This window comes from Acetobacter sp. JWB, assembly GCF_003323795.1.
GTDB classification, from domain to species: domain Bacteria; phylum Pseudomonadota; class Alphaproteobacteria; order Acetobacterales; family Acetobacteraceae; genus Acetobacter; species Acetobacter oryzifermentans.
In genome coordinates this window covers 465,953-485,241 of record NZ_CP030871.1, presented here as the reverse complement: position 1 = coordinate 485,241, position 19,289 = coordinate 465,953, and the positions used below count along the sequence as shown (strand labels likewise).

The following is a 19,289-nucleotide window of genomic DNA, read 5'->3' as shown; positions in this document are numbered from 1 at the left end:
CAAACGCGCTACCGCAGCATATGTCTGTATGGCTGCACGGACACGTGTAAAAACGCTACTCTGCTTACTCTGGCTGTGCCGTGCATAAATCCCACGGTACAACGGCGTTTTCTACCCGCCGCGTGGTAACACCGTAAGTTTGGCGCACCATCTCATCTGTCAGGCTGGTAGGGGGAATGGTATGCCGAATACGGCCCTGCTGCATGAGCACCAAGGTTTTGCAAAAACGTGTGGCCAGCAACAAATCATGCAACACCACCACAACGCACGTGCCCCGTGCCGCCAGTTTGCAAAACACCTGCATAACCGCCAAGGCATGGGCAGGGTCTAGCGCGGCTACGGGTTCATCCGCCAGCAAAATGGGGGCCTGCACCGCTAAAGCACGCGCCAGCATAAGCCGTGCACGCTCTCCACCAGAAAGTTGGTTGGCTGGGCGATCCGCCAACCCCAGCAACCCCACTTCCGCCAAAGCCTGCGCCACTGCCGGATGATGCAAGGCCTGTGTGGGAGATTCCCCATAAGGCAAGCGCCCCAGCGATGCCACCTCCCGCACTGGCATGGGCGGAAATGGCGGCACATCCTGCGGCATATACGCCATAAGCCGCGCACGCTGGGCCAATGTAAGCTGTTGCAAAGGCGCGCCATCACACACCACATGCCCCTGCGTGGCGGGTAACAAGCCCGCCATAATACGCAACAGCGTACTTTTGCCAGCACCATTTGGGCCTATTAATGCTGTTACGCTTCCCGCCTCAAATTGCACAGTGGCAGCTTGGAGAAGCTGCGCGCCCTCTATGCTGAACCCAACATTCTGCACATTTAACATGACAGCATGTTCCGTTTTCTAAACAAGATAACACGGTGGAAAAACACAGGCGCCCCCACCAAGGCCGTTACCACACCCAACTGCAATTCTGTGCGCCCGGCTATAAGCCGCACTGCCAGATCTGCCGCCAGCAAAAGCGCAGCCCCGCCCAAAAATGCTGGCACCATAAGCCGAGATGGCCGATGCCCCGCCAAAGGCCGCAACAAATGCGGCACCACCAGCCCCACAAACCCGATAGCGCCAGAAACCGCAACGCAAGAGCCCACAGCCAATGCAGTGCCCACAACCACGCGCATTTGCACGCCCCCAACACCACCAAGCCGAAAACCAAGGCTTTGGGCCACGTCCTCCCCCATTGTTAGGGCATCCAAGGCGCGGCCACAGCCCATAAGCAGGGCACACCCCACCACCACGCCGGGCAAGGCCAGCAGCACATCATTAAGGGTGCGATCTGTTAAAGACCCCATAAGCCAGTGCATGATTTCAAACGTAGCATAGGGGCTGGGCACCAGGTTCAGCACCAGTGCGGTAAGGGCTGCGGTAAAACTGCTCACTGCCGCACCAGCCAACAACAGCACCAATGCGCCACCACGCCCCACCAGCGCCACAAGCAACGTGGCCGTCACCAATGCACCGGCCAAACCACCCAAAGGCAGCAAAGCCGAGGCTATTTGAAAAAGCCCTGTATAGAACACACAAACAGCCCCAAGGGCTGCCCCACCAGAAACACCTAAAAGCCCCGGATCAGCCAGCGGGTTGCGCAAATAGCCTTGCAGCACCGCACCACTTAGCCCCAACGTGCCGCCAACCATAAGGGCCAGCAACATACGCGGCAGGCGCAACTGCCCCATAATAACCGCACCTATGGAATGCGCACCGGCCCACCAATCTGCCAAGGCTGCTGGCACGTTAATGCTGCTTTCCCCCCACCACAAAGAGGCCACAGCCATAACAGCCACCAGCACCACCAACAGCGTGTTCAGCACAACGGGGCGCAAGGGCTTCATGGTTGGGTTTCCTTTACCGTAGGCTGCGTAATGGGTGGGTTTTGAAAATTCTTTGCGCCATCAGTCACAATGCTATCCCGCGCGTGACGTAATGAGGCAACGGCATCCAGCGTTTGTGGCAACCCACACAGCCAAAGGCGCGCTGGCACATCCACAACATGTGGCGGCGCAAACATGGCCAGCATAACCGGGTTGGCCAGCATGGCCTGTGCAAGAGAATGGCCGGGGCCGGAGGGATCGCGCACCAGTAAATCTGGGTGATAAGCCAACAGCACTTCCAGCGGTACGCGCCCGCCCAAAGGTGGCGTGCCTGCCGTGGTGGCAAAGTTACGCAAACCGGCATGAGCCAGCACATCATCGGGCAAACTATGGGCGTGCACCACAAAGCCATTGGCCTCATACACCACGGCTATGGGGTCTGATAGTTGGCGGGTGGTAGCAAGTTCCGCCAACCGGGCTTGAAATGCCGCTACAAGCTGCCGTCCGCGTTCGGGGTGCCCCACCGCATTGGCAACTTGCATGATCTGGTCTGGAATATCCGCCAAGGAGGATGCGGGGGAAAGCGTAAGCACTTTGGCCCCTACCTCCTTTGCAGCCCGCACAGCCAAGCGGGCTGTAAAGCGGCCTGCCAGCACCACATCTGGTTTGGCGGCCAACACTGTTTCCGCCGTGGATTGCAACACCGGCACGTCCTGCGCCTGCTGGCACAACACAGATTCCGTGCAATCCCGCGCCAAAGTGGAAAGACCTATAATATCCTTGTGGTCTGCCAACATAAGGGCAAGCTGATCTGTGCACAGGTTAAGCGATGCCACACGCTCTGCCCGTGCTGCCCCCGGCGCAGGCACCGCAAGGGCTGCACCCAGTACACACATACCCACCCGGCGGAGGATTACGGAAAGCTGCATCAGTAATTCAGCGTAAAGCCGCCATAGCCTGCGCGGCCGGGCTGAAGGTAGCCTATGGGGCTTTCATACTGGCGGTTCAGCAGGTTATCTGCCCGCGCAAACACTGTTACATAGCGGTTGATTTTATAACTGGCCGCCAGATCTATGGTGAAATATCCGTGATCTTTACCGCATGTGCTGCAATACTGGTACGTATCGGAAATAACAGGCACATCACGCGCGCCGCTGACATACAGAATATTGCCCGAAAGCGAGAGCCCATCCACCGGCTGCCATGTGGTGTTGAAATTGAACTTGTGCTGCGGGCGGCGTTGGAGTTCTTGCCCGGTAGAGGCATCTCGCGCGTGGGTCCATGTATAGTTCAGGTTGAAATCCAGCGTATCCAGCGCTTTCCAATCCAGATACGCTTCCACGCCATACATGCGGGCACGGGCGACGTTATTGTAGGAATAGGTGGAGTAATAATTTTCGTAAGAACTTACGGACTGGATAAGGTTGCGCACGTGGTTTTCATACCATGTGGCCCCAAAATGCAATTTGTCATGCGCCAAGGTTTGTTCTACGCCCACATCATACCCTATCAGGCGCTCGGCCCGCAGGTTGGGGTTCCCCTTTTCTGCATAGCTGGTGGAAATCTGGTTGGCAAAAAGCTGATACAATGAAGGGCCATGAAAGCCACTGCCTGCACTGGCCTTGATAACCGTGCCGCTGTGCGGAATATGAATGGCCGGAGCCACGCGCCACGTCACATAATTGCCGTAGCGGGAATTGGCGTCATACCGGATATTGGCCGCACCATATAAAATCTTGTTCCAGTTACCCTGATACTGCCCATACCCTGCCGTGGTATCCATGCCCGCACTGGTGCTGAACGGCGTGGAAGATGGCGCGCTATTTCCTTGGTTGGAATTAAACGTGTCATGAAAATGCTCTGCCCCCACAAGCAGAGATCCGTATTTATCCAGATTGACGGTGCCGTGCCAGTCTATCTTGATACGGCTGGTGCGGTAATATGTGGGATCATACTGCAAGGCATCGCCTTCCAGCGTGGTGCCGGTTTCTGTCCAGCTTCTGCGGCCTGTCATATACCCCAGACCAATGACCTGATCGAACCTGCCACCAAATGAGGACAAATGCGCCGTGCCCCGCACAATGGCCTGATTTTGCGTGGTATGTTCACGCTCGCTGCTGACATCACCGTAATATCCCAAGCGGCTGTAATATTCATCTTCCATATTATAGCTGCTGTAGGTGTGCAGATTGCTCTGGATCAGCCGGGCCGTTAGCCCCAGATCAAAATTATGCGTCACATCATAGCCAAGGCGAATATTGGCGGAGCGGTTATCGTTTCTATCCCCCCGGTGGCGCTGCTCCTTATCTGCGCCAAAATAGCGCCCGATATAACGCGGGATTTCATGAAAGCCATCCTGCCGGTAATGAGAAAGCTCTACATTGTAATGGAACTTTCCCTTACTGCCGCGCGCGCCCATAACCTGATTAAACGTGCCGTAAGATCCACCTTCTACCCGCACAAAAGGGGTGAACCTGCCCTGCCCTTGCGCGGTGGTTATATCAATCACCCCGGCCATGGCATCCGCCCCGTACAGGCCACTTTGCGGCCCGCGCAAAATTTCTATGCGGCCCATGCCATCGGTTACAAACTGCGCGGCATCAAACGCACCAGAAGTGGAGCTGCCATCGTTAATATCCATGCCATCCAGCCGCACTTTTACCTCGTTGGCATTGTTGCCACGCATAAAAATAGAGGTGGTGCCCCCAAAACCGCCCGAACGCACCACATTCAGCCCCGGTTGGCGGGCCAGAATATCTGTTAACGTGCGGCGCTGCTGGGTGAGTATCTGCTTTTCTGTCACGATCGTCATGGCCGTGCCAATTTCATCTGCCCGCATGGGCCGCCGTGCGGCACTAACCGTAATGTAATCCGGGTACGCCTGTGCGCTGCGCGCTTGCACAGCTTGCGTGCCCTCCACCCCGGCCAAAACAGGCGCATTTTGTGGCGCCGGAACGGTGGTAGCTGGTGTTGCTGCCGCCTTGGTGGCAACAGTATTTTTGCCCGTTGATGTGGCGGGGGTTGGGGCATCTGCCGCCCAAACGGCGGTGGTTTCTACCAGCAGCAAAGATGAGCCGGTAAGCAAAAGGGTTTTAAGGCGCATGGCTTTAGGCAATCTCGCGGTTTAACAGCGTTGCCACGAGACCTGGCCCGGCTTTTTCCACCACAGGGGCACAAACCACCCCATAGGCTGACCGCTAGCCCAACCTGCCAGCACACCCCGGCTGACATGCCCCGTCTGCAACTGTGTGCTGATGGCAGGTCTCCTGGCTTGCGGTTTTTTCGGTTGTGGCACCCCTTCCCGGAAAGGTTTGTTCCAGTGGGCCAGCGCGTAAGGCGCTGTGCGTGCACATCCATGCCGCTTACAGTTGCGGGGACAGCCCGGGAATATCGCAAAACCATTGCAGGCAACGGCGCGGGCACCCGGTTCCCTTTTCATTCCCCTAAGGGGAAACCATCATGCGGTGTGGTTTACAGGCTGGAGGTGGCTTGTCAACAAAAGCACGCCACGTTTGGCAGGCGGGCTTTAGGCCTCCCGCGGGAGGCGCTGAGACTGCGAGCGGATCACCTGCTCCTCATAATCCAGTTCCTGCTGGAGCTTCCATTCTGTTTGGTCATTGATCTCTCTGCGCGATGTCATATCTCGCATGGCCTGCCGTTCTGCCCGCAGCAATTGCAGGCGCAGGGCCAGATCCATACGCGCATGGCGCAATGCCCGGTTACGATCCAGCGGCGTAATGCGCGGCGTTTCATCCTCCTCTTCCAACCGGCTGTGATACAGTTGGTAGAGGCGGTCTATCACCTCCTGACGCAGGGCTTCATCTGCGGCACCTTGCCCCTCCGGCTTAGCCAGTGCTGTGCCCTTTGGGTTGGGCGCAGGCGGCTGCGTGCGCGCTTTTGTAAGCACTGCAAGGGCTGCGCGTATCAGTTTTTGGCGGGCCATGTTTTCTTCCTGCGCATTCTTATCCACCGTTTCGTGCGGTAAAAAACGCAGGCACAGAGGAATGAACACACTGGCCGCCAGCAGGGAAAGCACAATTACACCTGTAGCCGCCACCACCACGGCATCGCGCATGGGAAAGGCATCTGTGCCATCCGCTCCTTCTGGCAGAGAGAGCACAGCCGCCAGCGTAACGGCCCCGCGCACCCCGGCAAATGTCAGCAACAAGCTGCCTGCAAAGCCCGTGGGTTCAAACGGCAGGCTGCCAATACGCGCCACCACCCAACGGCCAAAAACGGATGTCCATACGCCTGCAAACCGCATGGCCAGCATAATGGCGTATATTTGCACCACAAACAGGCTAACCTGCCACAAAGCCACATCGTATTTATGGCCCAACGCCACGCCATGTTGCAGCAATTCTGGCAACTGCAAGCCCAGAAACAAAAAGATAAGCGCGTTAAAAACGTAGCTGACAATGTTCCATACGGTTGTGGCCTGTAGGCGGGTAAAGGTGGCGGTATCCTCTATCATACCGGAAAGTTTAAGCACCATGCAGCCTGCCACGGCGGCCAGAATGCCCGAACATTCCACCGCTTCCGCCGCTGCGTACATTAAAAATGGCAAGAGCAGCACAAAGATGATTTGGGATTGCGAATCATCATACCCACGACGCACCAGCACGCGGTTAAGCTTAACAGTCAGCCATGCCACCGCAGCGCCCACCAGCAAGCCGCCCAGCGCCACCATTAAAAACGTGCCAAAAGCCTGCCTGTAAGAGAACTCCCCCGTAAGGGCATCGGCCATGGCAAAGCGAAAGCACACAAGGCCGGAGGCATCGTTAAACAGGGCCTCACCAGATAAAATCTGCAACAACCGATTGGGAACTTTGCGCCCTTCAATAAGGCTGGAAACAGCTACCGTATCTGTGGGGGAAAGCGCTGCCGCCAGCGTAAAACAGATGGGCAAGCCCAGTTCTGGCACAATCCAATGAATAGCATAGCCACATACCAGCGTGCTGATAACCACAAGCCCAAAGGCCAAAAAGAGAATGGGGCCGCGCAGTTCTGAAAACTCACGCAATGGCATGCGGAATGAATCTGCAAACAGCAAAGGCGGCAGAAATACAAACATGAACATATCTGGCTGCAAGCTGACATGCATGCCCGCCAACGCCGCAAACACACCCAGAATGATAAGAACAACCGGCTGCGGAACCTTCTGTTTAAACAGGGCAACAAGCAGGCTGCTAACTGCCGCCAGCAAAAGCAGCAACAGAATGTTTTCTATGGTTAACATGGCTTGCGCTCTTTGGGCGTGTTTAGGCGTTTATGCAACGGGCATTCTGCACATACACGCCACCTTTACGGAGCGGCGGAAACAGGGCGTAAAACCTGCTGGCGCACCAGTTCCTCCAGCCATGCGGCAAACACCTGCACCCGCATGGAAAGATGCCGCCGGTGTGGATAAAGCAACGCCATAGGCAAAGGGGCCGCGCACCATTTGGGCAGCACTTTTACCAACTGGCCGGTATGCAGGTAAGAGCGCACATCGTACGCGGGTATTTGAATCATCCCCAACCCAGCCAGCGCACAGGCTATAAGGGCTTCTGCACTGTTTACTGTTACACGGCCCGGTATATCCAGCGTGTGGGTTAGGCCGTTTTCTTCCCACTCCCATTGTTCCACGCGGCCATTCTGGGGGGAGGCATAATTTACGGCCTCGTGCCCATGCAGCAGGTCTGCCGGGCATTGGGGTACGCCATGCTGATGCAGATATGCCGGGCTGGCCACGTTTATCAGCTTTAACTCCCCCATACGGCGGGCAATCAGGCCGGAATCCTGCAAAGGGCCCACGCGCAGCACACAATCCAACCCTTCTTCCACCAGATTAACGGCCTTGTCCGTTACCCCCAGTTCCACCGAAAGGCCGGGATATGTTGCCAGAAAATCGGGCAATGCCGGAGCCACTATCAGCCGCCCAATGCGGCCGGGCATGTTAACGCGCAATACGCCTTGCACGGCACTTTCGCTCTGGCGGAACAGATTTTCTGCTTCCTCCACATCCGCCACAAGGCGCAGGCAGTGTTCGTAAAACGCGGCGCCATCTGGCGTGGGGGCAACGGAGCGGGTTGTGCGCGTTAACAGACGTGCACCCACACGGCTTTCAAGCTGTTGCACTGCGGCAGACACACTAGAGCGCGGCATGCCCAAGGTTTCTGCCGCATGGGTAAAACTGGCGGCCTCCACCACACGGGCAAAAATCCGAAAAAGATCTATTCTATCCATACACGTTAGCCTTGTGGTGGCTGCCTTATTGTTCGGTAAATCTGGCAAGTGTTGTCAGAACATACTGCTTTATCCGGCTATTGTAGCTGATACGATGACAATAGAAAAACGGGGGCCACCATCCATCGCCCCCTCGATCATGCAAGGGAGCAGCCAACATGGTAGATCACAGCATTAAAGGCAAAACTGTTCTAATAGCCGGTGGGGCCAAAAATCTGGGCGGGCTGATTGCGCGGGATCTGGCGGAACATGGCGCAAAAGCCATTGCCATCCATTACCACAGTGCAGCCAGCAAGGCAGAAGCAGATGCCACGGTGGCTGCGGTAAAAGCCGCAGGCGCACAGGCCGCAGCTTTTCAGGCAGACCTTACGCAGCCAGATGCTGTTGCCAAACTGTTTGCAGATACCAAAGCCGCTTTTGGCGCGCCAGATATTGCCATTAACACCGTGGGCAAGGTGCTAAAAAAGCCGATTGCAGATACCACGGATGAAGAATTTGATTCCATGTTCGCCATCAACACCAAGGTGGCGTATCAGTTTATCCGTGAAGCTGGGAACCATCTGGCAGATAACGGTAAGCTGCTCACACTCGTCACATCTCTGCTGGGGGCTTACACGCCGTTTTATTCCACCTATGCGGGTTCCAAGGCTGCGGTAGAACACTTTACCCGTGCGGCCTCCAAGGAATATGGCGCGCGTGGCATTTCTGTTAACGCCATTGGCCCCGGCCCCATGGATACACCGTTCTTTTACGGGCAGGAAAGTGCAGATGCCGTGGCTTACCACAAAACGGCAGCAGCGCTTTCTCCCTTCAGCAAAACGGGCCTGACAGATATTGAAGATATTGCCCCGTATGTGCGCTTTATTGTTTCTGAAGGCTGGTGGATGACGGGCCAGACCATTCTGGTAAACGGCGGTTACACCACAAAATAACATCTGCCTTGTGCCCGTAGGCACAACGGTATGCGCAAGGAGGCCACGTGTTGCATGTGGCCTCTTTTTTTATGCCTTACTCTGTGCGCAAAGCTGTTGCGCGTGTGCAACAGCCCACAGAAAGCTGCACGCACACGGCTCATTCCTATTGTAATGTTATACTATTACATAATACATGCTGCGCCCTCCGCCACACTCAACCAAGGCAGCACACAGCATGATGGTTCGATCAGCCGCTCTTCTTCTCTGCTCCACTGTTTTAACTGCTCTGGGCAGCAGCATGGCCCTGGCTGAAACCACAACGTCTACAACAGAAACAAAGCAGCAGAAGCCCTCTGAAACAAAACCGCAAAGCGTAAAAGTAATTGCGCATGACAAGAACGATGCCGAACAGGTAATTGTTACCGCGCATCTGGACCGCATGCGTTCAGAGCTTTCGCCCTCCACCGGGGCCACTGTGCACAAGTTCAGCCGGCAGGCGCTGGAAACCATTCCGGGGGCCGATAACGCACCACTTAACCAAGTGCTTTTGCAAGCCCCCGGCGTAGCGCAGGACAGTTATGGCCAGATCCATGTGCGTGGAGACCATAACGAGGTGCAATTCCGTTTGGATGGCGTGCAATTACCGGAGGGGCTGAGTGTGTTCGGGCAGGCGTTGATGACGCGCTTTGCCGATAACATGTCCCTCACCACCGGTGCGCTGCCCAGCCAGTTTGGGTTTTTGCAGGCGGCTGTGGTGGATATCAACACCAAGAACGGCACCACCAATTCTGGCGGCAATCTCTCACTTTACGGCGGGGCGCGAGATTATTTTTTCCCTTCCCTGCAATATGGTTTTCATAAAGGGAAGTGGGATTTCTTTGCCACGGCAGATTATGTGCATGACCGCACGGGCATTGAAAACACAACGTCATCCTTCAACGCCATTCATGATTTAAGCGAGCAATATCACTTTTTGGGCCACCTGCGTTACACGGCGGATGAAAACACGCGTATCAGCTTTATTGCCGGTGTTTCCAACGCAGAATACCAACTGCCCAACAACCCCGGCCAGCAAACCCAGTTTGCCATGCCTGCCTACTCTGGCAGCAATCTGGCGCAGCAGTTGAACGGCAGCGTGGACAGTGCGCATTTGGATGAGCACCAAAAACAGATTACAGATTTTGCCATTCTGGCATTGCAGAAAGAGATGGGAGACTTCAGCCTGCAAAGCTCCGTGTTCTCCCGCTATAGCAGCCTACGCTATTCTCCCGACTGGCTGGGGGATCTGGTGTATAACGGCATTGCCCAGCAAGCCGCGCGCTCTGTTTTTTCCATGGGCACACAGCATGATGTGACATGGCGTGCTGCCAAAGATCACACCGTGCGCTTTGGTTTTCAACTTTTTGTAGAACGCAATACCTCTAAATCCCTCTCCCGCGTGTTTGCGCAGGATGGTGAGGATGCAGATGGCAACGCCACCTTTGGCACAACCCCGCTCAGCATTTACGATGGCAGCGGTAAAACTGGTACGGTTTACGGCCTATATGCGCAGGATGAGTGGCGCCCACTCAGCAACCTGACCATCAATTACGGCCTGCGCTTTGATGGTGTGAGCGAATACACGGCAGAAAAACAGCTTAGCCCACGTATCAACATTGTGTGGAAGCCATGGAAAGGCGGGGTGATCCATGCCGGATATTCACGCTACTTCACGCCTCCGCCGTTTGAAGTTGTAAGTTCTTCCTCGCTTTACAAATTTGCGGGCACCAGTGCCGCGCCCTCGGTTTACCAGAACAACAAAGTGCGGGCCGAGCGCGACCATTACTTTGATGCCGGTATTGAGCAAACCATTCTGCCGGGCTGGCGTGTCTCGTTCGATGCCTATTACAAGCTGGCTCATAACCTGATTGATGAAGGCCAGTTTGGCGCCCCGATTATCCTAAGTGGCTTTAACTATCGCCGTGGGCAGGTGAATGGGTATGAGGTCAGCACCTCTTACGATCATGGCCCGCTTTCACTCTATGGCAACTTTGCGTGGTCTCGCGCCATTGGTAAGGATATCACCAGCGCACAGTTTAATATGGAACCGGATGATCTGGCCTACATTCAGCACCGCTGGGTCCATCTGGACCACGATCAGCGTTGGACGGCCTCTGCCGGGGCGGCCTATTCCTTCTTCCATAAAACGCGCTTTCCGCTGCGGCTATCTGCCACCATGGTATATGGCAGCGGGCTGCGGGCCGATGGCCTTGTGCCCAACGGGGTGGCCCTTACACCCTACGCCACCGTTAACTTCTCTGCCGTGGAAACCATACACCATACATTCGGCAGCGCATGGCCGGGGGATACGCAGTTCCGCATAGATGTGATCAATCTGGGGGATCACACCTACAAGCTGCGCGATGGCTCCGGCATTGGCGTGGGGGCCCCGCAATATGGGCTGCGCCGCACCATTCTGGGCGGGATTTCCCAAGGTTTTTAACCGTGTTACCGGCTGTGGCGCTGCCCACGCGCCACAGCCCCCACACTGGCGTGGATTGATTTTACCAGCATTTTGCCCCAGAAAACGGCTCCAATACGAGGATATCCAGCCCGTGGAGGAGCCAGACCAATGGATATGACATGGGGCAACTTTCAGGCCATTGTTCAGCTTTCCGCCGGGTTGAATGTTGCCATTTTAAGTTTTGTGGATATCAGCCTGCCCGCCATTCAGGAACGGCGGAAGGTTTTTGCCAAGGCCCGGCAGGAGCTGGAGATCCACCGCAAAAACCCCCACAAGCGCACAGAAGCCGAAAAGGCAGACCACGCCGAAAACGTGGGAGACATTGACCGCCGCCTGTTTGACCTATGGCGTGAGACCGCCGCCTTTGAACTGGTGGAAGATTCCCTTATGCGGCTTACGGGTGCTTCTGGCTTTATTGGTGCTGTGCTGAGCCTGATTTTGCTGTGGTATTCCGCCCTGCATTATGATGAGAAAATCTATCTGACAGGCCAGTTGCTCACTGCGGCCTCGTTCCTCTCATTGGCAGCGGCATTTATTATCAACTGGATTACCGCCACACGGGCCGCAAAATATACCCAGCGCTGCAACACCCTGCGGCAAGAAATGGGCAAACGGCTGTGAACTTTTTTCGTTCTGTGCGTTAAAATACTAAAAAACCCCCGGTGCGCTTCTGCCACCGGGGGTTTTTTATGCACACAGTGCAGGCTGATACCTAAAAGATGGCTCAGGCCTTGGCTTGCGCCGCAGCAACCTGACCCAAGACAGCCTTGAGTTTTTCTTCTGCTTCTGGGGAAAGAGAGGTTTGCAGGATACGGGCATGGCCCTTGAACTGGCTGAGATCGGCCAGAACCTTTTCCGGCTGAGACTTACGCACCAGAATAAACAGAGCAGAGGTGTTGGGCGGGATGGTATCGCTTAACTGTTTGATGAAGCCATCATCAATCCCGTAATCAGAAAACTTGCCAGACAGCGCGCCAGCACCGGCCCCTACGGCACTCCCGATCAGGAAGCCAGCCAGCGGGTTCAGGCACAAAAGGCCCACCAGCGCACCCCAGAAACCACCAGAAAGCAGGCCCCAGGAAGCCCCAGCTTTTTCAAGGTTTACGCTCTGGTGCAGGTGTACCTTACCCTGTGCATCCCGCGTAACAACTACGGCATCTTCCAGATCCAGCAGGTATTCCTTCTGCAAGGCGCGGCATTCTGTCAGCACCTTGGTGGCATCATCAACGTGGTCAAAACCCAGAACAATCAGATCAGACATTCAAATCGGCTCCCTGCTTTACATCTTTACGCCATCTGCCCCGCACAGCGGCAAACAGCATGTACGTTCAGTATGTATTCGATCTTGGATATAGGAAGCCCAGCACACACATGCCAGTAGGCAAGATTGCGCAGGTGTAAGAAAAATACAGAAAGAGCATTATAGAGTATTCGTATAAGAAGCCTGAATAACCGTGCGCATCCCTGCCAATACAGGCATAGCATCCATACACTCACATCCATGTGATAATGTGGACTATTATTGTCCGATTAGATCACGAAACTTCACAAATCATGCAGAATTTTTGATAACAAACCAATATTTTCTGCATAACAGACCGGCAACCAAGGCTCTTGCCGCATATCCGGGCCGGTTCGATAGTGAGCCCCATCAAACTTGTTCACAAAGGAGGTTCACCCATGAACACACTGCGCAAAGCGGCCCTTGCTGCCGTATGTGGCCTGGCTTTGGCTGCCGGGGTTGCACCTGCCCATGCTGCCAATGTTGGCGTGGCTTCTGTGCCAGAAGCACCAGTTGGCCCCGGCCCCACGGTAGATAACGCATCTGTCGGCAATATTGCCGGGCTGATGTACTACTGTTACGCCCACAACATTGATGATGATACAACGGTGCGCTCTCTTGGCCGCTCCCTTGCAAAACGCAGCGATGTGAAAAACGATGCCGCATACCCCGCTGGTGGTGCAGGGCAGCTGATGGTTGGCCCCGGCCAGATGATTGACCTGAACACGGTGGATGACAAAGACATCCGCACCGCAACCTGCGCCCACGCCGCCCAGCGTGGTATCCAGCTGGATGATGGCACCTTTATGCTGCCATTGCAGGACTAATACAGAAAAAGGCGGTTACTCCCGTCCGGCATTGCCGCACCACATGGCTTAAGGCCGCTGGCTGTGGCAGATGCTCTGTTTGTAAAAAACCGCCCTTGGTTCAGGGGCGGTTTTTATTTTTTCAGCACATGGAAACTCTCTCAACCTGCGCGCCGTTGGCAGTATGCACCCCTTTTGTAAATACGGGAGGTTTTCATGACATTCCTGAACTCCGTTTCCAACGCCATTTCGAGCGTGGGAGATTTTGTAACAGCCGCGTGGTTTAACAAATCCGGCCTGTTAAGCGCTTTAAACGAAGTTCTTGGCCCTGTTCCCACGCCGGATCAGCCCAGCAAGCTGGAACAGCGGGCAGAAGCCATGGGCATGCTTTCCACCATCCGCCGTTGGCAGACCGCCCCCCACAGCCCACCAGCATCTGAGGCAGAAGTGCGCGGCTTTTTCCTACAGGAAGAACTGGACTGGTTTTCTGAACAGACAGGGCTTTCCGATACCGCAACCATGCACATTATCCGCAGGCTTCTGCCCCGTTGCGTGCGCCTGCGTGCCCTGCATGATCCGGCCCTGTTCCCGCAAAGAAGCCGCATTTCCCCGCAGGAACACACGTCTGCCGTATGATGTATTCAACACCGATAAAATAAGCATGGCGGAAACGCCAACTGGCTGTTCTGCCATGCTTTTTAGAAAATTATTTAACTTATTTACCCTTTACTTCCTTTTCCCTGCATGAATATCCAGACCTTCAAGCAGGAGAAGGATAATGTCTGAGCTACAAAAGATTTTAAGAAATAAGATATTCGTTTTTATTATTTCTTTATGCAGTATTTTTTATATTTTTTCTTATCTGATCCTGCCTTTTTCCACGGCTGATACAACATTTTACGCACTTATTGGCCGCGGCATGCTGCAAGAGCATATGCTACCGTACCAATATGTGTTCGATCACAAACCTGTAGGCGTTTATGTGCTTTACGGCGTGTGGGATGCACTTACTGCCCCGTTGCCTGTTGGCAAATTTACGGTTCTGGCTCTCCTTTCCCTTGCCGCATTTGCGGCTATGGCACGCAGTATCTGGCACACACGCTGGTTATGGGTTTTTGCTGCGCTGGTGTTGCTGGGTGCGCCGTTTGAACTACTGGCCGGAAATACAGAAACACTTCTGATAACAACAGAACTGGCTGTTATCTGGCTGACCCGCAAAGGCACATTTGCAACCACACAGCAGACAAACCGCGCCCTGCTGCTTATGGCTGCCGGGGCTACGTTTGGCCTTACGGTTAACATCAACTATCTGGAAGGCATTTGCCTGTTTTTGCCTGTGTGCTTCCTGTTGCTGACAAACACACGCCCTCTTTTCAACGTGGTTTTGTTTGCCCTTGGCACATGCGGTGGATTGGTGGTTTTATTCTCACCTTATCTGGTGCAGGGGCACCATGCGCTGGCAGATTACTTTACCCTGCAACATACTTTTTTACATTCTTACAGCGCCAAGCTTTCAAAACGCATTAAGGCTGTTCTGCTGCTTGCAGCTTATCTGGCGGTTTTTTCGCCCATTCTCATCAAATGGTTCGGGCAGAAATCCATCCTTAAAACAGCCCCTACACCAGATACCACGCTGCTTACGCTGTGGTTTGTATCTTCTGTGCCTGCGGTTCTTCTTTCCGGGCACCCGTTCAGCCATTATTCCGGGCTGTGGTTTGCGCCTGTTAGCATCATGCTGGTGCTCTTGGCACAACAGAAAATACATTTTTCAGGCTGGGCATTCGCCCCACTGGCTACGGTTGTGGTGCTTAGAGGTGTGGATGAAACGCATAAAAATCTAAAAGATTATATCAACTTCAAACAGATTGATTACACGCGGGTATCTGATCTGGTTCAACAGCAAAAAGTTCTCAACATCCGTACACCGCACACCCATTTTTACATGGCCCATCTGCACAGTTTTGATCGCTACCTTTTCCGCGATCATATCGATATTATTTATGGCAAGAACGCAGCCCAGCATTACTTGCAGGATCTATCTCAGCGTCCGGCCTTTGTTATGCTGCCGTATCAAGCATGCACATCAGGCACAATAGAACAGCCTGTATGTGCCTATATTCAACAGCATTACCAACAGGTATATAGCGTACGCATAGGCAAGCCCGGCAGAAAAAAGCCCAACCGTTTCTCGTTCGAACTCTACAAAATCTGGAACTAACGCTTACGCGTCTGCCAGCTCCTGCAACTTCCAACGGTTCTCTGCTTCTGGCTCCAAGCTAAGCGGAATAGCGTTGGGCAGGCGTACATTGGCGGGCAGAAACATGGCCGCACGCAAAGCACGAAACAGCGCCCCATGTGCCACAATCAGGGGCCGACCGGGGGCCTGTGTGGCACGGTTTACGGCGTCTGCGGCACGTTGTTTTAGGGCAGCAAATGTTTCTGCCCCGATGGCGTGTATTCACCGGCAATCCAGCTATCATACCAATCCCCAATCGGCTGGCCTTCCTGCTCACCAAAGCAGACTTCCTCCAGCCCCGCATCCACATCCAGCGGCAAAGCAGGCAGGCCGTGGGTAATAAGGGCATCTCGCACAATCGTAGCTGTACGCAAAGCACGCTCCAGCGGAGAGCACACAATGCGCGTAACCCCATTTTGCCCTGCTGCACGCAAGGCAACCTCAAGCAGCTTTCCCGCCGCCACAGCTTGGTCAATGCCGGTTTCATTCAAGGGCACATCCGTGCGCCCCTGAGAAAGGCCAGCCCGGTTCCAGTCTGTCTGGCCGTGGCGCAAATACCAGTATGGGCGGGGGAGAAGCGTGCTCATGGGGCCTCGGATCAATCGAACAGGGAGGAAACGGAGCTTTCATCCGCCACAGCATGAATGGCGCGTGCCAACAGACCAGAAATGGTAATCTGGCGGATATTGCGCGCAGCCATAACCTGCTCCGTAGCGCGAATGCTGTCTGTTAGCGTCAGCATTTCGATAGGCGAATCGGCAACGCGTTCCACGGCCTGCCCTGTCAGCACACCGTGGGTGACGTATGCGCCCACAGATGCGGCGCCTTGGTTGGCAATGGCACGGGCTGCGTTGCACAATGAGCCACCGCTATCCACAATATCGTCCACCAGCAGGCAATGGCGGCCACGCACGTCCCCAATTACGTTCATCACTTCGGAAACGCCTGCGCGTTCACGCCGCTTGTCAATAATGGCCAGATCCGTGTTCAGGCGCTGGGCCAACTGGCGGGCACGCACCACGCCCCCCACATCGGGGGAGACAATCATCAGATCGCGGTCCCCATAGTGGGAGCGGATATCGCGCACAAACAGCGGTGCGGCGTACAAGTTGTCCACCGGAATATCAAAGAAACCCTGAATTTGCATGGCGTGCAGATCCAGTGTCAGCACACGGCTGGCACCGGCTTCCACCAGCAGATTCGCCACCAGCTTGGCGCTGATAGGCGTGCGCGGGCCGGATTTACGATCCTGCCGGGCATAACCAAAATAGGGCATGACAGCGGTAATACGCTTGGCCGAACCACGGCGCAGCGCATCCAGCATAATCAGCAGTTCCATCAGGTTATCATTTGTGGGGGTGCAGGTGCTCTGGATAACGAACACGTCCTCACCACGTACATTTTCGTGGATTTCTACAAACACCTCCATGTCCGCAAAGCGGCGCACGGTGGCGTTGCAGAGAGGGAGGTTCAGCTCCGCGGCAACGGCTTCGGCAAGTGGGAGGTTGCTGTTACAGGCGACGATTTTCATGACAAGGACGGTTCCCGGCCTTAGGTGTGGAACGAAAAAAGGGCTCTCCGGCGGGCCGGGTGTAGCAACCACGGGGCCTGTTGTCATCTCTGCGGAGTGTTTTCCTGCCAATCGTTGCGCAAATGGCGCGCTCCCCTAGGGCTGCACGGGCTTATATGGCAGGCCATAATGGCAGCATAAAAAGCAAGCCAACCTTGCACAAACAGGCTGGGTTCTCTATCGCGTTAAACACCATGAACAGCACGCCCACCTTGCCGGATACGCAGGAAGAACGCGCCGCAAAAAAACAGCCCCCTCTTTCGGCTGCGCCGCAGCACGCCCCCCAGCCAGAGGGCCAACCCGTGCTGCATTTGGTGCCAGAACGGGGTTTTTCCTACTTTGTGCATGCCGCCCAAGATTTTGCGCGCGGCTTCCGCCATGCCCGGCTGGGGCTTACACTGGCTTGGCTGGATATTCGGCTGCGGTATCGTGGCTCCATTCTGGGGCCGTTCTGGCTTACGGCCACCACGGCCATTATGGTAGCGGCCATGGGCGTGCTGTATGCGTATCTGCTCAACACAGATGTGCACACCTACCTGCCCTTCCTTACCCTTTCCTTGGTGTTATGGGGCTTTGTAGGCGGCACCATGCAGGAAGGGTGTGGCACTTTTACAGGGGCCGCGCGGCTTATCCATGCTGCCCGCATGCCGTATTCCCTGCATGTGCTGCGCGTGGCGGTGCGCAACATTCTGGTATTTGCGCATAACGTACCCGTAGTGGCCGGGGTGTTCTTGTGGTTTCACGTCGCACCTAAATGGACATGGACTCTGCTGCCCGCCACAGGCCTGTGGTTGGTGGACTGCTTTTTTGCCGTGCTGCTGCTGGGTATTCTGGGCGCGCGGTTTAGGGATGTGCCCCCCATTATCGCCAGTCTGACACAGGTGATGTTCTTTGTAACACCCATTTTGTGGTCTCCGCAGTTGATGACAACCGGGCAGGCCTGGCTGCTGCTAGACCCCTTCTTTCCGTTAATTGAAATTTTGCGCGCGCCCTTTACCGGGGATGTCATGCAAACCGCCGTATGGCCTGCGGCCCTTGGGTGGTCTGCCGTGCTGATTGTTGCAACCTTCTGCCTGTTCGCCCGCATGCGCACACGGCTGGCATACTGGGTGTAAGGCGCATGACGGATATTGCGGTTGAAAACCTGCAAATCACCTTTCCGCTGTATCATGGCAATGCCCGCAGCTTGCGCAAATCGCTCAGCAAAACACTGGGCCGTACGCTCAACACCCGCTTCATGCACGATAACCGAGACCGCGTGGTGGTGCAGGCGCTTAAAGGTGTAAGCTTTACCCTGCAACCGGGGGACAGGCTGGGCCTTGTAGGTGGCAACGGGGCGGGCAAAACCACGCTGTTGCGCGCGCTGGCCGGTATTTATGAACCCGTAGGCGGCAGTGTTACGGTGCGCGGCAGCATTGGCACACTGCTAGACCCCGAACTGGGCATGAACATGGACCTAACCGGGCGGGAGAACATTCGCCTGCGCGGCATGTTCTCTGGCCTCAGCAAGGAGCAGACCGCGCAGGTTGAGGTCGATGTAGAAAACTTTGCCAGCCTTGGCGCTTTTATGGACCTGCCCGTAAACACCTACAGTTCGGGCATGATGGTGCGCCTTTCCTTTGGCTTGGCCACGGCTATCATGCCCGATGTGTTGCTGATGGATGAATGGTTTATGGCGGGGGATGCCTCCTTCCGTAACCGTGCCCGTGCCCGGCTTGAAAACCTTGTCTCCCGCGCCGATATTCTGGTGCTCTCCAGCCATATGGCGGATGTAATGGCCGATTGGTGCAACCGCCTGATCTGGCTGGATCAGGGGCAGGTACGTATGGATGGCCCCACAGAGCAGGTGCTGGAAGCGTATTTAGGCCGCCCGCTGGAACGCAAGGCAGACGCAGAAAAGCCCGAAGAAACGCCGCCTACCCTCTAAACGCGGTTCTT

16 protein-coding genes, 1 pseudogene and 1 riboswitch are annotated in these 19,289 nt (G+C 55.3%); of the genes and pseudogenes, 8 read left to right on the top strand and 9 right to left on the bottom strand.

Annotated features, from left to right (window positions below):
* Nucleotides 1–64: 64 nt before the first annotated feature.
* The 6 genes from DS739_RS02280 to DS739_RS02255 all read right to left on the bottom strand — a co-directional run bounded on the left by DS739_RS02280 (nt 65) and on the right by DS739_RS02255 (nt 8,040).
* A complete protein-coding gene (locus tag DS739_RS02280) occupies nt 65–826 on the bottom strand; it encodes an ABC transporter ATP-binding protein (RefSeq protein ID WP_006116983.1) in 762 nt (253 codons plus the stop codon).
* Nucleotides 820–1,833: an iron ABC transporter permease gene (locus tag DS739_RS02275; RefSeq protein WP_006116982.1), complete on the bottom strand. Its 1,014-nt coding sequence runs from the start codon at nt 1,831–1,833 to the stop codon at nt 820–822. The genes DS739_RS02280 and DS739_RS02275 overlap by 7 nt, the downstream gene beginning before the upstream one ends.
* Nucleotides 1,830–2,741 carry an ABC transporter substrate-binding protein gene (locus DS739_RS02270; protein WP_006116981.1) on the bottom strand — a complete coding sequence of 304 codons (912 nt, stop codon included), beginning with the start codon at nt 2,739–2,741 and terminating at the stop codon, nt 1,830–1,832. The genes DS739_RS02275 and DS739_RS02270 overlap by 4 nt, the downstream gene beginning before the upstream one ends.
* Nucleotides 2,741–4,915, bottom strand: a complete 2,175-nt coding sequence (locus DS739_RS02265; protein WP_035351034.1) for a TonB-dependent siderophore receptor — start codon at nt 4,913–4,915, stop codon at nt 2,741–2,743. The genes DS739_RS02270 and DS739_RS02265 overlap by 1 nt, the downstream gene beginning before the upstream one ends.
* A gap of 135 nt (nt 4,916–5,050) precedes the next feature.
* Nucleotides 5,051–5,286, bottom strand: a riboswitch (cobalamin riboswitch).
* 52 nt (nt 5,287–5,338) lie between these two features.
* Nucleotides 5,339–7,051 carry a Na+/H+ antiporter gene (locus tag DS739_RS02260; protein WP_006116978.1) on the bottom strand — a complete coding sequence of 571 codons (1,713 nt, stop codon included), beginning with the start codon at nt 7,049–7,051 and terminating at the stop codon, nt 5,339–5,341.
* Between the two features lie 65 nt (nt 7,052–7,116).
* Nucleotides 7,117–8,040 (bottom strand): LysR family transcriptional regulator, encoded by a 924-nt coding sequence (locus DS739_RS02255; protein WP_035351028.1) that lies wholly within the window; start codon nt 8,038–8,040, stop codon nt 7,117–7,119.
* Between the two features lie 158 nt (nt 8,041–8,198).
* On the opposite strand from DS739_RS02255, the gene DS739_RS02250 reads away from it, so the two are divergent.
* The 3 genes from DS739_RS02250 (at nt 8,199) to DS739_RS02240 (ending at nt 12,078) form a co-directional block, all read left to right on the top strand.
* The gene (locus DS739_RS02250; RefSeq protein ID WP_006116976.1) at nt 8,199–8,972 is read left to right on the top strand and encodes an SDR family oxidoreductase; all 774 of its coding nucleotides are present in this window, start codon (nt 8,199–8,201) and stop codon (nt 8,970–8,972) included.
* A gap of 217 nt (nt 8,973–9,189) precedes the next feature.
* The gene (locus DS739_RS02245) at nt 9,190–11,436 is read left to right on the top strand and encodes a TonB-dependent receptor (protein ID WP_035351025.1); all 2,247 of its coding nucleotides are present in this window, start codon (nt 9,190–9,192) and stop codon (nt 11,434–11,436) included.
* A gap of 129 nt (nt 11,437–11,565) precedes the next feature.
* Nucleotides 11,566–12,078, top strand: coding sequence for a hypothetical protein (locus DS739_RS02240; RefSeq protein WP_035351023.1), 513 nt, complete (start codon nt 11,566–11,568; stop codon nt 12,076–12,078).
* Between the two features lie 103 nt (nt 12,079–12,181).
* On the opposite strand, the gene DS739_RS02235 is transcribed toward DS739_RS02240, so the two are convergent.
* Nucleotides 12,182–12,718, bottom strand: coding sequence for a DUF1269 domain-containing protein (locus DS739_RS02235; RefSeq protein WP_006116972.1), 537 nt, complete (start codon nt 12,716–12,718; stop codon nt 12,182–12,184).
* Nucleotides 12,719–13,098: 380 nt separating this feature from the next.
* Between DS739_RS02235 and DS739_RS02230 the strand changes: the two genes are divergently transcribed.
* From DS739_RS02230 to DS739_RS02220, 3 genes are all read left to right on the top strand, one after another.
* A complete protein-coding gene (locus DS739_RS02230; RefSeq protein WP_006116971.1) occupies nt 13,099–13,566 on the top strand; it encodes a hypothetical protein in 468 nt (155 codons plus the stop codon).
* A gap of 195 nt (nt 13,567–13,761) precedes the next feature.
* Nucleotides 13,762–14,181: a hypothetical protein gene (locus DS739_RS02225; protein WP_006116970.1), complete on the top strand. Its 420-nt coding sequence runs from the start codon at nt 13,762–13,764 to the stop codon at nt 14,179–14,181.
* 142 nt (nt 14,182–14,323) lie between these two features.
* On the top strand, nt 14,324–15,763 hold the full coding sequence (locus DS739_RS02220; protein WP_006116969.1) for a hypothetical protein: 1,440 nt from the start codon (nt 14,324–14,326) through the stop codon (nt 15,761–15,763).
* A 3-nt stretch (nt 15,764–15,766) separates the two neighbouring features.
* On the opposite strand, the pseudogene DS739_RS02215 reads toward DS739_RS02220, so the two are convergent.
* Both DS739_RS02215 and DS739_RS02210 read right to left on the bottom strand, forming a co-directional pair.
* Nucleotides 15,767–16,368, bottom strand: a pseudogene (locus DS739_RS02215) (histidine phosphatase family protein).
* Nucleotides 16,369–16,379: 11 nt separating this feature from the next.
* Nucleotides 16,380–17,312, bottom strand: coding sequence for a ribose-phosphate pyrophosphokinase (locus DS739_RS02210; protein WP_035362377.1), 933 nt, complete (start codon nt 17,310–17,312; stop codon nt 16,380–16,382).
* A gap of 122 nt (nt 17,313–17,434) precedes the next feature.
* Between DS739_RS02210 and DS739_RS02205 the strand changes: the two genes are divergently transcribed.
* On the top strand, nt 17,435–18,466 hold the full coding sequence (locus DS739_RS02205) for an ABC transporter permease (protein ID WP_039891910.1): 1,032 nt from the start codon (nt 17,435–17,437) through the stop codon (nt 18,464–18,466).
* A 5-nt stretch (nt 18,467–18,471) separates the two neighbouring features.
* A complete protein-coding gene (locus tag DS739_RS02200) occupies nt 18,472–19,278 on the top strand; it encodes an ABC transporter ATP-binding protein (protein ID WP_039891909.1) in 807 nt (268 codons plus the stop codon).
* Nucleotides 19,279–19,289: the final 11 nt, after the last annotated feature.